At 68.4% G+C, this 13107-nt stretch carries 11 protein-coding genes and 1 tRNA gene; 9 read left to right on the forward strand and 3 right to left on the reverse strand.

The features are described 5' to 3' along the window. Positions 1-152 precede the first annotated feature (152 nt). The 9 genes from ACYVG2_RS07970 (at position 153) to ACYVG2_RS08010 (ending at position 8606) form a co-directional block, all read left to right on the forward strand. Positions 153-1106 carry a MetQ/NlpA family ABC transporter substrate-binding protein gene (locus tag ACYVG2_RS07970; protein WP_460780471.1) on the forward strand — a complete coding sequence of 318 codons (954 nt, stop codon included), beginning with the start codon at positions 153-155 and terminating at the stop codon, positions 1104-1106. Positions 1107-1149: 43 nt separating this feature from the next. Next, positions 1150-2172, forward strand: coding sequence for a methionine ABC transporter ATP-binding protein (locus ACYVG2_RS07975; protein WP_448966576.1), 1023 nt, complete (start codon positions 1150-1152; stop codon positions 2170-2172). Then, positions 2166-2840 (forward strand): methionine ABC transporter permease, encoded by a 675-nt coding sequence (locus ACYVG2_RS07980; RefSeq protein ID WP_448966575.1) that lies wholly within the window; start codon positions 2166-2168, stop codon positions 2838-2840. Before ACYVG2_RS07975 ends, ACYVG2_RS07980 begins: the two co-directional genes overlap by 7 nt. Then, positions 2837-3778 (forward strand): NAD(P)/FAD-dependent oxidoreductase, encoded by a 942-nt coding sequence (locus ACYVG2_RS07985; protein ID WP_460780472.1) that lies wholly within the window; start codon positions 2837-2839, stop codon positions 3776-3778. The genes ACYVG2_RS07980 and ACYVG2_RS07985 overlap by 4 nt, the downstream gene beginning before the upstream one ends. 15 nt (positions 3779-3793) lie before the next feature. Beyond that, positions 3794-4987 (forward strand): aminotransferase-like domain-containing protein, encoded by a 1194-nt coding sequence (locus ACYVG2_RS07990; protein WP_460780473.1) that lies wholly within the window; start codon positions 3794-3796, stop codon positions 4985-4987. 29 nt (positions 4988-5016) lie between these two features. Continuing rightward, positions 5017-6351 carry a serine--tRNA ligase gene (gene serS, locus ACYVG2_RS07995; protein WP_460780474.1) on the forward strand — a complete coding sequence of 445 codons (1335 nt, stop codon included), beginning with the start codon at positions 5017-5019 and terminating at the stop codon, positions 6349-6351. After that, a complete protein-coding gene (locus ACYVG2_RS08000) occupies positions 6348-7178 on the forward strand; it encodes an HAD family hydrolase (RefSeq protein ID WP_460780475.1) in 831 nt (276 codons plus the stop codon). The genes serS and ACYVG2_RS08000 overlap by 4 nt, the downstream gene beginning before the upstream one ends. Before the next feature lie 44 nt (positions 7179-7222). Next, positions 7223-7307, forward strand: a tRNA-Ser gene (locus ACYVG2_RS08005). Between the two features lie 57 nt (positions 7308-7364). Continuing rightward, a complete protein-coding gene (locus ACYVG2_RS08010; RefSeq protein WP_460780476.1) occupies positions 7365-8606 on the forward strand; it encodes an LCP family protein in 1242 nt (413 codons plus the stop codon). Positions 8607-8775: 169 nt separating this feature from the next. Here ACYVG2_RS08010 and ACYVG2_RS08015 read toward each other — a convergent pair whose 3' ends face one another. From ACYVG2_RS08015 to ACYVG2_RS08025, 3 genes are read right to left on the reverse strand one after another with little or no spacing between them, the layout of a single operon-like run. Next, the gene (locus tag ACYVG2_RS08015; protein ID WP_460780477.1) at positions 8776-10188 is read right to left on the reverse strand and encodes a rhamnulokinase; all 1413 of its coding nucleotides are present in this window, start codon (positions 10186-10188) and stop codon (positions 8776-8778) included. After that, the gene (locus tag ACYVG2_RS08020; RefSeq protein WP_460780478.1) at positions 10185-12221 is read right to left on the reverse strand and encodes a bifunctional aldolase/short-chain dehydrogenase; all 2037 of its coding nucleotides are present in this window, start codon (positions 12219-12221) and stop codon (positions 10185-10187) included. The genes ACYVG2_RS08015 and ACYVG2_RS08020 overlap by 4 nt, the downstream gene beginning before the upstream one ends. Beyond that, the gene (locus ACYVG2_RS08025) at positions 12218-13093 is read right to left on the reverse strand and encodes an alpha/beta hydrolase (protein WP_460780479.1); all 876 of its coding nucleotides are present in this window, start codon (positions 13091-13093) and stop codon (positions 12218-12220) included. The genes ACYVG2_RS08020 and ACYVG2_RS08025 overlap by 4 nt, the downstream gene beginning before the upstream one ends. Between the last annotated feature and the right edge of the window lie 14 nt (positions 13094-13107).

Consider the following 13107-nt stretch of genomic DNA (forward strand, 5'->3'; position numbering starts at 1 on the left):
CCCAGTGTGTCGGCACGTTACCGTGCGACTCGTGCACCGGCGCGCTCACTCGGTAGCATCGGGGATCACCGCGCAGTCCTTCAGATGTGCGCCGCCTCGGGATGGATGCAGCCCCGACTGCCCGCCCGCCCCGCCCCGCAGGAGCCCCGCCCATGTCAGAGCAGAACCACACCAAGAATGAGATCGACGCGCACCTCGCACAGCAGAGGAAGCGCAGGCGTCTGTGGCTGATCGGCGGTGCGGTCGCCGTCATCGCCGTCGCGGCGGCGATCATCATCCCCGCGGTCGTGCAGAACTCCGCCCCGGAAGCTGCGGGCGATGACGAACTGATCCAGCTGACGATCGCCGACACCGCGCAGAGCGACTTCCAGGACGCGATCATCGAGGTCGGCCGCGAGAACGGGCTCGACCTGAAGTTCGTGAACTTCGACGACCCGTACCTGCCGAACACCGCACTGGTGGAGGGCGAGGTCGACGGGAACTCCTTCCAGCACGTCGCCTGGCTCAGCCAGTTCAACAAGGAGAACGGCTCCGACATCACACCGGTGTTCTCGACGGTGATCTCGGCATGGGGACTCTTCTCCGACGATCTCGATTCTGCCGACAGCATCCCCGACGGTGCCAGGATCGCCGTGCCGGACGACCCGGCCAACTTCTCCCGTGCGCTGTTCATCCTGCAGACCGCCGGAGTCATCGAGATCGACGAGAACGCCGGGGTGTTCCCCACCGAGGAGGACATCACGGCGAACCCGCGCGGGATCGAGCTCGTGCGCATCGCGCACGAGTCCGTGCAGACCAGCTACAGCGACCCGACGATCTCCGCGGTCGTGATCGCCACGGACGACTTCGATCCTGCGCTGGAGATCACGAGCGATGATGCTCTCGTGCTCGAGGATTCCTCGGCGACCACATCCAGTCCCTATGTGATCGTCGTCGCGACGACCGCCGACCGCGCAGACGACCCGGCGTGGGCGCTGCTCGAGAAGACCTACCGCGACGAGCGCGTGGTCAGTGCCCTGGAGGAGGAGAAGCGCGGCGAGGCCACGATCGTCGAGCTGCCGGTGGACGACCTGCGCGCTGCTCTCGCCGAGCTGGTCGCACAGTAACTCCCGCAGTGCGGCCGCGCCGCACGATCAGACCGAGGTTCGTATGACAGAGCGCATCCAGCTGTCCGGAGTGTCCAAGGACTACCCGGGCCGAAAGGGCGAGCTCCTCCGCGTTCTCCGCGACATCGATATCTCAGTGCGTGCCGGTGAGGTCTACGGCCTGATCGGTCGCTCGGGAGCGGGCAAGTCGACGCTGCTGCGCATGATCAACGGGCTCGAAGCGCCGACCGAGGGCCGTGTGCTCGTCGACGGCGTGGACGTGCAGTCGCTGTCGCCGGTGGAGCTGCGCACGCTGCGCCACAGCATCGGGATGGTGTTCCAGCAGTTCAATCTCTGGAACTCCCGCACCGTCTTCAGCAACATCGCCACTCCGCTCAAGCTCGCCGGGTGGAAGGACGACGACATCTCCCGCCGCGTGGGCGAGCTGCTTGACTTCGTGGGGCTCGGCGGCAAGGCGTTCGCTCGTCCGCGCCAGCTCTCCGGCGGGCAGAAGCAGCGCGTCGGGATCGCCAGGGCCATCGCCGCCAAGCCGTCGGTGCTGCTCGCCGACGAGGCCACGAGCGCGCTCGACCCGCAGACCACGACCGAGATCGTCGACCTGCTCCGCTCGGTGAACCAGGAGTTCGGCATCACGATCGTGGTCGTCACGCACGAGATGGACGTGATGAGCCAGCTCGCCGACCGCGTCTCGATCCTCAGCGACGGCGACGTGGTGGAGTCGGGCGACATCCACCAGATCCTGGCGAGACCGCAGCATCCGATCACCGCCAACCTCGTCGGCTCGTACACGCGCACATTCCTGAGCGAGAAGGATCGTGAAGAGCTGTCGACCCGTTTCGACGGCAGGCGGATCTCGGTCGCGATGGACGGCGTGATCGCCGAAGGACCGCTGCTCTCGTCGCTCGCCCGCGCCCACAGCGTCGACTTCTCGATCATCCAGGGCGGTGTCGCTCGGGTGAAGAACCAGCCCTACGGGCAGCTCAGCCTCGCGCTGCACGGCGATGACGCCGCGATCGATCGATTCCTCGCCGAGCTCTCGACCCGTACCGAGGTGACGACATGGTGACCCTCGCGCTGCTCGATCTCGACGTGGTGATCCCCAAGGTCGCACGCGCGCTCGGCGAGACGCTGTTCATGGTGACGGTGGCTTTCTTCCTGGCATCCGTCATCGGGCTGATCCTCGGCATCTTCCTGTACGCGACGCGCCCCGGCCAGCTGCTGCACAGCCGCGTGGTCCACACGACACTCAACATCGTCGTGAACACGCTGCGCCCCATCCCGTTCATCATCCTGCTCATCGCGCTGACGCCCCTGACCCGAGCCCTGATCGGTACGAGCATCGGTCCTGCGGCGGCCATCCTCCCCCTGACGATCGCGGCATCCGTCGGTATCGCACGCGTCGCCGAGTCGAATCTCGTGGCCGTGGATCCCGGAGTCGTGGAGGCAGCGAAGGCCTTCGGGGCATCGCCGCTGCACATTCTGTTCGGGTTCGTCGTGCGCGAGGCCTTCGGTCCGCTGCTGCTCTCGCTGACGTTCATATTCGTCGCCCTGATCGACGCGACAGCCGTCGCCGGCGCGGTGGGCGGTGGTGGACTCGGAAACCTCGCCCTCACATATGGTTACCAGCGCTTCGACTATGCCGTCATGATCCTGATCATCATCGTGCTGATCGCCCTCGTGCAGCTGGTGCAGTTCATCGGCAACCGCATCGCACGGCACTTCATCGACGGATGACGGTCGCACTGCTTCCGATTCCTCGACGGGTCGCCGTGGTCGGCGCCGGCGTCGTCGGGGCGTCGGCCGCTGCGCGCATCGCCGAGCTCGGGATCGAGGTCGTGCTGTTCTCGGCGGATCCCGCCGGCGCCACGCCGGTGTCGCGGGCGAGCTTCGCATGGGTCAACGCGCACGGGAAGCGCCCGGAGCACTACCGACGACTCAACGAGGACGGACGTCGTGTGCACGCTGCGCGCTCGGCCGCGCACGAGAGCGCGTGGTTCGTGCAGACCGGTGCCGAGGTCGACGGCGCCGTGCACCCGGACGACGGGTACGTCGACGCCGATGCGTTCCTCACCGCACAGCTCGCCGACTTCCATGCGGCTGGAGGAACGCTGCGCGCCGACACACCGGTGGACACCCTCGACGACGTGCACGAGCTGGTGGGTCGGGTCGACCTGATCCTCGTGGCCGCCGGCGCCGCGACCTCGCGGCTGCTCGGCGACCGCGCCGGCCCGAGGCTCGCGACCTCGGCGGGCGACGACGGATTCCTCACGCGGATCGACGTCGGCGAGCACCCTGTCGAACGCATCCTGTCGGCAGGCGGGCTGCAGGTGAGACCCGACGGCCCCTGGCGCATCGCCGCGCAGAGCCTCACCATCGAAGCCGAACTGCGTCGCACCGGCACGACCGCATCCGTCGCAACGGTAGGGGCGCCGTTGCGCGCCGAGATCGAGAGTGCGCTCGGGTGGCGCATCCCGGAAGACGCCCTGGTGCGCGTCGACCACGCGATCCGCCCCCACGCCGTCGACGGTCTGCCCTGCATCGGCCGTGTCGCCCAGGATGTGTATGTCGCGGTGACGCACAGCGGCATGACGCTCGCCCCGCTGCTCGCCGAGTCCATCGCGCGTGATCTGCAGGGCGACCCCGACCCCCGACTCGCCCCTTTCCGCCCCTGACCTGATCGGACGACAATGACCGACACCGCCTTCACCCCGAGCGACCTGCTGGCGGGGCTCCCCGCGCGCCGGGGATTCGGCGACGCGACCCTCATCCGGCTCGCGGCCGGATCCATCGATCTCGGGGGCGGCAATCCGGCGACCGACCTGCTCCCGCTCGACCTCTACCGCGCGGCCTTCCTCGAGGTGACCGAGAGTGAAGGGTTCGCTCCGCTGCTCAAGTACTCACCGGCGTCGGGCCTGCCGTCCTTGCGTGCCGCCATCGCCGCACGCGAGGGAGTCACTGCGGATCGCGTGCTCATCACGGACGGCGGTGCGCACGGTCTCGCCCTGGCGGTGCTCAGCCTTCTGGATCCCGGGGACACGGTGGTCGTCGATGATCCGGTGTATCCGCTCTTCCTGCGCGTGCTCGACCTGATCGGTGTCGATGTCACGCCGGTGCGGGTCGGCGCGGACGGCATCGACACGGACCAGCTCGAGAGCCTGCTCCGCGCCGGACTGCGGCCGAAGGCGCTGTTCACGGTGCCCACCTTCCAGAACCCGTCCGGTGTCACGTTGAGCGCAGGACGAGAGGCCGCACTCGTCGCGCTCGCCGAGCGGTACGGCTTCGCGATCATCGCCGACGACCCCTATCGCGACATAGCCTTCCCAGGAACCGCCGTTCCCGAGCGCAGCAGCTTCCGCGATTCCGACCGCGTCTTCGCGGTGAACACGTTCTCGAAGACTCTCGGCCCTGGCCTGCGCCTCGGGTGGATCGTGCTCCCCGCCGTGCGTTCGGAGCGCGTCACCTGGTTGCGCAATCGCCTCGACGGCCAGACCAGCGGCGTACTGCAGGCCGTGGTCGAGCGGATGCTGGCCGATGAGCGATTCGACGCGTCGATCCGCGCGGCGGGCGCGGGCTACGCGCGAAAGGCTCAGGCGCTGACGGCAGCGCTTCGCGCGGAGTTCGCAGACGAGGTCGAGATCGCCGAACCGCAGGGCGGGTTCTTCACGTGGGTGCGGCTGCCCGGCGACATCGACTTCGCGCAACTGTTCGAGCGCGCGCAGGATCTGGGCGTGACCTATCAGCGCGGGGAGTGGTTCGCCACGACAGGCGACGTGTTCCGAGGGTTCGCGCGGCTGTCGTTCTCAGAGGTGAGCGAGCAGGATCTCACTGACGGTGTCGCGCGCCTCGCGCAGGCATGGCGGGAGTCGACGGGTCGGGATTGATGCGCGGGCACGCGCTCTAGACTTGGGTCATGATCGACCTCGCTCTTCTCCGCGACCAGCCCGACCTCGTCCGCCGCTCGCAGATCGCGCGCGGCCACGACGCCGCCACCGTCGATGCGGCGATCGAGGCCGACCGATCGCGTCGTGCGGCTCTGAGCGCGTTCGAGGATCTGCGCGCGGAGCAGAACGCCTTCGGCAAGCAGGTCGCGAAGGCCCCCAAGGAGGAGAAGGCCGCCCTCGTCGCGCAGGTGAAGGAGCTCGCCGAGCGCGTCAAGCAGGCGCAGCACGATGCCAACGAGGCAGCGGATGCCGCGGCATCCGCTCTCGCCCTGATCGAGAACGTCGTGATCGACGGCGTGCCCGCCGGAGGGGAAGCCGACTTCGTCGAGCTGCGCCGCGTCGGTGAAGCGCCGGCCTTCGACCCCACCCTGTTCCCGAACGGCCCGCGCGATCACCTCGAGATCGGCGAACTACTCGGCGCGATCGACATGGAGCGCGGCGTGAAGGTGTCGGGCTCGCGGTTCTACTTCCTGCGCGGCATCGGAGCGCGCCTCGAGATCGCGCTGATGAACATGGCGCTCGACAAGGCGCTGCAGAACGACTTCGTGCCGATGATCACGCCGACGCTCGTGCGCCCGGAGATCATGCAGGGCACCGGGTTCCTCGGCGAGCACGCCGACGAGGTCTACCACCTCGACAAGGACGACGACCTGTACCTGGTCGGTACCAGCGAGGTCGCGCTCGCCGGTTACCACAAGGACGAGATCGTCGACCTCTCCGGAGGTGCGCTGCGCTATGCGGGCTGGTCGACGTGCTACCGCCGTGAGGCCGGTTCCTACGGCAAGGACACCCGCGGCATCATCCGGGTGCACCAGTTCAACAAGCTCGAGATGTTCGTCTACACGACCCAGGAGGATGCCGAGGCGGAGCACCTGCGCCTCGTCGCCCTGCAGGAGGAGATGCTCACCGCGCTCGGGCTGTCGTACCGCGTGATCGACGTCGCGGCGGGCGACCTCGGCTCCAGCGCCGCGCGCAAGTACGACATCGAGGCGTGGGTTCCGACGCAGGACGCGTTCCGGGAGCTCACCTCGACGTCCAACTGCACCACGTTCCAGGCGCGCCGCCTTGATGTGCGCCACCGTCCGGCCGCTGAGGACGGAGCCGCGGCGAAGACCCAGCACGTCGCGACGCTGAACGGCACACTCGCGACGACCCGCTGGATCGTGGCGCTGCTCGAGACGCACCAGCAGCCGGACGGATCGGTGATCGTGCCCGAGGCGCTGCGACCGTATCTCGGTGGGCTGGAGGTGCTGGAGCCCACGCTCCGAGACGCTCAGGGTGCGGTTCGGCAGGCGGCGAAGTGACGGACACCTGGCTCGTCGGCCTCGACGTCGACGGAACGATCATCCTGCAGGACGAGACCATGAGCCCCGGCGTGCCGGAGGCGGTCGCACGTGTGCGCGACGCCGGTCACTTCGTGACGATCGCCACCGGACGCAGCTGGATGGCCACTGAACGCTGGGTCGATGAGCTCGAGATCACTCCGGAGTTCGTGGTGTGCTCCAACGGCGCCGTGACGATGCGCCGCGTGAGCGATGCATGGGAACGCTGGCACGTCGAGACGTTCGACCCGACCGCCGTGCTCGCGCTGCTCACCGAACGACTGCCAGAGGCGCACTACATGGTCGAACTCGCGACGGGCCAGCGCCTGTTCACCGGCGAGCTCGACGACTGGACGCTCGGCGACGGTCGCCTGGTCGAACTCGATGAGCTCGGCGCGGAGCCGGTCTCGCGCGTGGTCGTCGTCTCGCCGGGGCACAGCGAGGGCGACTTCCACCGGCTGGTGGCGGATGCCGGACTCAACGAGGTCTCCTACGCGATCGGGTGGACGGCGTGGCTCGACATCGCTCCGCAGGGCGTCGACAAGGGCACGGCGCTGGCGCGCGTGCATGCCGCGCTCGGCATGGACGGCGGCAACGTGTTCGTCGCGGGAGACGGCCGCAACGACCTCGGCATGTTCAACTGGGCGCTCGGCGTCGGGGGTCGTGCTGTGGCGATGGGGCAGGCGGTCGACGAGGTCAAGGACGCGGCGGGCGAGGTCACGACCGATGTCGCCGATGGTGGACTGGCGGTCGCACTGGACACGCTGTTGGATCGTCCAGCGGTCCCTCAGGTGGGGACGCGAGAATGAAACCGGCTAGACTCGACCACTGATCGGCGGATTCGTCCGTCGATGGAGGGTTGTCCGAGTGGCCGATGGAGCTGGTCTTGAAAACCAGTGGGCAGAGATGTCTCGTGGGTTCGAATCCCACACCCTCCGCAGAGAACTGACTGCGGTACCCCCCCCGAGCACCGCAACAGACTCGAAAGGCATTGAGTGAGCGAGAAGATCCGTCGCCGCAGGACTGTGGCCCGTCACGGCCAGCTGCAGTCTCCTGGCCCGATCAGCCAACTCCTCAAGATCATCGGCGTCGCACTCGCTGTCGTGCTGGTGAGCGGCGTCAGCGTGAGCGCCTTCGTCGTCAGCGACCTGTACGGCACGGCGACGGCGGATGCGGTCGAACTCGAAGGACAGCAGCCGGTGCCGCCGGACATCAGCGAATACGAGGGCGGCTTCGACCTGCTGCTCGTCGGCACCGACACGTGCGAAGACGAGTATGCGCATCTGTTCGGCGATCGCTGCTCCGGTGATGACGCCGAAGGCAACCTCAACGACGTCAACATCCTGCTGCACGTCTCGGAGGAACCCCGTCGGATCACGGCGGTGAGCTTCCCCCGCGATCTCATGCTCCCGATCCCTGAGTGCACCCGACCCGATGGCAGCACGACCTCGGCGATGAGCAAGCAGCCGCTCAACAGCGCCTACATGGACGGCGGGCTCAACTGCGTCGCGAAGACCGTCGCCGATGTGACCGGGCAGGACATCGAGTTCGCGGCATCCGTCACATTCGGTGGCGTGATCGAGATCACCAACGCGATCGGCGGCGTCGACGTCTGCCTCGCGACTCCCATCAAGGACCGCTACACCGGTCTCGACATGGCGGCAGGGACGCACACGATCCTGGGACTGGAGGCGCTGCAGTTCCTGCGCACGCGTCACGGAGTCGGTGACGGCAGCGACCTCGGTCGTATCGGCAACCAGCAGCAGTACATGTCGAGCCTCGCACGCAAGCTCATCAGCGGTGAGGTGCTCGGCAACGTCCCCACGATGCTGAGGCTGGCGAACACGGCGCTCAGCAATCTCGAGGCCAGTACGTCGCTGACCAACCCGATGACGATCGTGCAGGTCGCGCTCGCCGTGAAGGACGTGCCTTTCGAGGACATCGTGTTCCTGCAGTACCCGACGTACGAGGACCCGGACGACGTCAACAAGGTCGTCGCCGACACGGAGTCCGCGCAGGCGATGTGGGACGCGATCAACGCGAACCAGCAGCTGCAGATCACGCACGAGAACACCGAGAACGACGGCGTGGTGGTGCAGGAGCCCGCAGCTCCCGCACCCGACGCGCCGACGACAGAGCAGCCTGCGCCGACGGACACCGCTGTCGCCCTGCCGGATTCGATCAAGGGCAACTCGGCCGCGCAGCAGACCTGCTCGAACGGCAACGTCCGCGAGTAGCCGACAGCGACCGCCGCACCGTCGACCATCGGGCGGCCGTGCGATCGCGTAGTGCAGTCGCATGTCTTCATGCACGGGGGCTGTCCGAGAACACGGATGGCTGTCCGGAATGCGGTTTCTGCACTGACAACCGTGCGTTTCGACTGACAAGTGTGCCGGCGGGTTCGGCTCAGCGCGGGGCGAAGCGCACGGGTTCGTGCGTGCGGGCGACCAGCGCTCGCAGTTCCTCGAGCGTCGCAGGTGCGGCGCCTCGCGCGCGGGTCTGCACCAGTACGTTGCCGAGAGCGGTCGCCTCCACAGGGCCGGCGAGCACGGGGAGCCCCGAGCGGTCGGCCGTCGCCTGGCACAGCAGCCGGTTGAGCGACCCGCCGCCGACGAGATGGATGCTGTCGAGTTGACGCCCTGACAGATCGCCCGCGGTGTGGACGGCCGAAGCGAAGGCCGCGGCGATGGACTCGACGATCGTACGCGCGAAGGCCGGGCGGCCGTCGGGAACCGGCGATCCCGCGGCGCGCAGCACCGCCGCGATTCGGGCGGGCATATCGCCGGGAGCGCTCAACGACGCGTCGTTCGCGTCGAACAGTGTGATGTCGTCGGTCACCGCGGACGCGGCATCCAGCAGCGCTGGCAGAGCGATCGCCGCGCCGTCCTCCGCTTCCCACGCGCGCACGGTCTCACTGAGCAGCCAGAGCCCCGTGACGTTGTGCAGGAACCGGTAGCGTCCGTCGACTCCGAGCTCGTGCGTGAAGTTCGCCTCGCGCGCGGCATCCGTCAGCACCGGGTCGGCGAGCTCGACGCCCACCAGACCCCAGGTGCCGCAGGAGATGTAGGCCGAGTTCGCAGACGAGAGCGGCACGGCGACGACTGCGGATGCCGTGTCGTGCGAGCCGACCGCGATGACGGGCAGATCCTTGCCGATGCGGGCCGCGAGCTCGGCGCGCAGCGTCCCGATCCGCGTACCGGGCTCGACCAGTGGGGGCAGAGCGGCAGTCGGGATGCCGAGGCGATCCGCCAGCTCGGTGTCCCACTCGCCCGAGCGCACGCCCAGCAGTCCTGTCGTCGAGGCGTTGGTCCGCTCCGCGACGCGGCCGCCCGTCAGAAGGTAGGCGATCAGATCCGGGATGAGCAGAGCGGTGTCGGCATCCTTAAGTCGCTCGTCGACGCGGTACTGGTACAGCGTGTTGAACGGCAGGAACTGCAGTCCGTTGCGTCGATACAGCTCGCTGAACGGCGCGATCTCGTGCACTTCCGCGACACCGCGCTCCGAACGCGGATCGCGGTAGTGGAACGGCTGTGACAGCAATTCCCTGTCGCGCAGGAGCCCGTAGTCGACAGCCCACGAGTCGATGCCGATGCTCTCGATCGCGGGCTCTCGTCGCACCGCTTCGGCGAGACCGTCGATGATGTGGCCGTAGAGTGCATCGAAATCCCAGTGCAGCCCGTCTTCGTGTTCGACAGGTCCGTTCGGGAAGCGGGTGACGAGTTCGAGCTCGAGCGTGTCGGCGCCGACGCGGCCGATCATCACGCGCCCGCTGGTGGCGCCGAGGTCGACGGCCGCGACCGCACGGACTCTGCCACTCATCGCAGGAACGCCGCCGCCACGCCGGAGTCGACCGGGATGTGCAGGCCGGTGGTGCGGCTGAGCTCGGGGCCGGTCAGGACGTACACGGCATCCGCGACGTTCTCGGGCACGACCTCGCGCTTGAGGATCGTGCGGTTCGCATAGAACTGGCCGAGATCCTTCTCGTCGACGCCGTAGGTCGCGGCGCGGTTCGCTCCCCAGCCGGAGGCGAAGATGCCGGAGCCGCGAACGACGCCGTCGGGGTTGATGCCGTTGACGCGGATGCCGTGCTCGCCGAGCTCGACAGCCAGCAGTCGCACCTGATGCGCCTGATCGGCCTTCGTCGCCGAGTAGGCGATGTTGTTCGGACCGGCGAAGACGGAGTTCTTCGACGAGATGTAGATGATGTCTCCGCCGAGCTTCTGATCGATGAGCACGCGGGCCGCGGCCTTCGACACGAGGAACGAGCCCTTGGCCATGACGTCGTGCTGCAGATCCCAGTCCTTCTCGGTGGTCTCCAGCAGCGGCTTCGACAGCGACAGCCCGGCGTTGTTGACGACGAGGTCAACGCCGCCGAAGGCGAGGACGGCTTCGTTCAGCGCCGCCTGCACGGCGTCGGCATCCGCGACGTTCGCGGCGACGCCGATCGCGACATCGGTGCCACCGAGTTCGGCGGCCGCGGCCTGCGCCTTCTCGAGATCGAGGTCGGCGACGACGACGCAGGCGCCCTCGGCGGCGAGACGGACGGCGATGGCCTTGCCGATGCCGGAGGCTGCGCCGGTCACGAACGCGATGCGCCCCTGGTGCGAGTTCGGCTTCGGCATCCGCTGCAGCTTCGCCTCTTCCAGTGCCCAGTACTCGATGTTGAACTTCTCGGCGTCCGAGATCGGGGAGTACGTCGAGAGCGATTCGGCACCGCGCATGACGTTGATGGCGTTGACGTAGAACTCGCCGGCCACCCGGGCCGTCTGCTTGTTGGCGCCGTAGGAGAACATGCCGACGCCGGGGATCAGGACGATCAGCGGATCGGCGCCGCGGATCGCCGGGCTCTCGGCGGTCGCGTGGGCGTCGTAGTACGCCTGGTAGTCGGCTCGGTACTCGGTGTGCAGCTCGTGCAGGCGCGCGATCTGCTCTTCGACGGATGCCGTCGTGGGCAGGTCGAGGATGAGCGGTTTGACCTTGGTGCGCAGGAAGTGGTCGGGGCAGCTGGTGCCGAGCGCTGCGAGTCGCGGCGCGTTCGACGATGCGAGGAAGTCGAGCACGACGTCGGAGTCGGTGAAGTGGCCGACCATCGGCTTGTCCGTCGAGGCCATGCCGCGGACCGTCCCGGCCAGCGCTGCGGCGCGCTGACGGCGTTCGGCCTCAGGCAGCGCCTCGAAGCCGTCGCGCGTGGCGCCGAACGGCTGAGCCTTGCCGTTCGCCTCGATGTACGCGGCGGCGGTGTCGATGATCCACAGCGAGTTCGCCTCGGCCTCCTCCGAGGTGTCGCCCCACGCGGTGATGCCGTGTCCACCGAGGATGGTGCCGATCGCCTGCGGGTTCTGCTTCTTGATCTCGGCGATGTCGAGGCCGAGCTGGAAGCCAGGGCGCCGCCACGGCACCCACACGACCTTGTCACCGAAGACCTTGGCGGTCAGCTCCGCGCCGTCGGCCGCTGTGGCGATCGCGATGCCCGAGTCGGGATGCAGGTGGTCGACGTGCGCAGCATCCACCAGGCCGTGCATGGCGGTGTCGATCGATGGGGCGGCGCCGCCCTTGCCATGCAGGCAGTAGTCGAACGCGGCGACCATCTCATCCTCGCGGTCGATGCCGGGGTAGACGCCTGTGAGCGCGCGGAAGCGGTCGAGGCGCAGCACCGCGAGGCCCTGCTCCTTCAGCGTGCCGAGGTCGCCGCCTGAGCCCTTGACCCACAGCAGCTCGACCGGCTCGCCGGTGACGGGGTCGATCTCGGTGCCCTTGGCCGAGGTGTTGCCCCCGGCGTAGTTGGTGTTCTTGGGGTCGGCGCCCAGGCGGTTCGACCGCTCGATGAGGGCGGCTGCGATGGGGTTGGTCATGAGGCTGTTCCTTCGGAGGGAGCGGGGGAGAGCTGGGGTGACAGGGCGGCGAGGCGTGCGGACATGCGCTCGATCGAACGGGTCGCGGCGGGCTCCTCCGGACGATTGAGGTGGCCGTGCTGCGTGCCGTCTTCCGTGACGACCTCGACGAGGCGCCCGGCAGCGGCGAGAGTCGTGGCGAAGTGCTCTGCCGAGACCCGCAACTCGTCGATGTCGCCGTTGACGATGAAGGTCGGCGGGTATTCGGCCAGGTCGGCCGCCGCGGCTCGGCCGGGAACGGCTGGCAGCGGTGCATCGTCGACGGGTCCGGCGAGATAGTTCTCGTACATCTTCAAGACCGACTCGGGGCCGAAGCGGTCCGCGTCGGGGGTGGCGTCGAGAGCGGCGCGCAGGGCCGCATCCGGAGCCGGTTGCACGGCGAGGAGCGTCGGGTAGGCGAGCAGCACGAGGGCAGGGGCCTCGTGCGAGCCGGCGAGACGAAGCGCAGCCCCTGCCGCCAGGTTGCCACCGGCGCTGGTTCCGCCGATCGCGAGAGCTGACGGCGATATCGCGAGCTCTGCGGTGTGCGCCAACGTCCATCGCCACGCGGCCACCATGTCGTCGGAGCCGGCAGGGTAAGGGTGACCCGGCTGCGCCGTCACGCCCTCGTGGAAGCCCTCCGGAACCGGAGCGAGTCGGTAATCGACTGAGACGACGGTCGTCCCCCGGTCGGCGAGTCGCCTGGCGACCCAGTCGGATTCGGGCATGTCGATGTCACCGAACAGGAAGCCACCGCCGTGCGCCCAGACGAGCCCAGCGCCATCAGGCGCCTCGGCCGGGTACACGCGCACGAGTCCATCGGCGGCGGAGTACGGATGGGTCACAGCATCCATTCCTCTCCGGAGCG

It is taken from the genome of Microbacterium shaanxiense (assembly GCF_054779995.1).

Bases quoted from the DNA above. Each gene is read 5' to 3' on its own strand.
- ACYVG2_RS07990 (WP_460780473.1), top strand. From the start codon at position 3,794: ATGACCGACACCGCCTTCACCCCGAGCGACCTGCTGGCGGGGCTCCCC.
- ACYVG2_RS08020 (WP_460780478.1), bottom strand. From the start codon at position 12,221: ATGACCAACCCCATCGCAGCCGCCCTCATCGAGCGGTCGAACCGCCTG.
- ACYVG2_RS08015 (WP_460780477.1), bottom strand. From the start codon at position 10,188: ATGAGTGGCAGAGTCCGTGCGGTCGCGGCCGTCGACCTCGGCGCCACC.
- ACYVG2_RS07975 (WP_448966576.1), top strand. From the start codon at position 1,150: ATGACAGAGCGCATCCAGCTGTCCGGAGTGTCCAAGGACTACCCGGGC.
- ACYVG2_RS07970 (WP_460780471.1), top strand. From the start codon at position 153: ATGTCAGAGCAGAACCACACCAAGAATGAGATCGACGCGCACCTCGCA.
- ACYVG2_RS08025 (WP_460780479.1), bottom strand. From the start codon at position 13,093: ATGGATGCTGTGACCCATCCGTACTCCGCCGCCGATGGACTCGTGCGC.
- ACYVG2_RS07980 (WP_448966575.1), top strand. From the start codon at position 2,166: ATGGTGACCCTCGCGCTGCTCGATCTCGACGTGGTGATCCCCAAGGTC.
- serS (WP_460780474.1), top strand. From the start codon at position 5,017: ATGATCGACCTCGCTCTTCTCCGCGACCAGCCCGACCTCGTCCGCCGC.
- ACYVG2_RS07985 (WP_460780472.1), top strand. From the start codon at position 2,837: ATGACGGTCGCACTGCTTCCGATTCCTCGACGGGTCGCCGTGGTCGGC.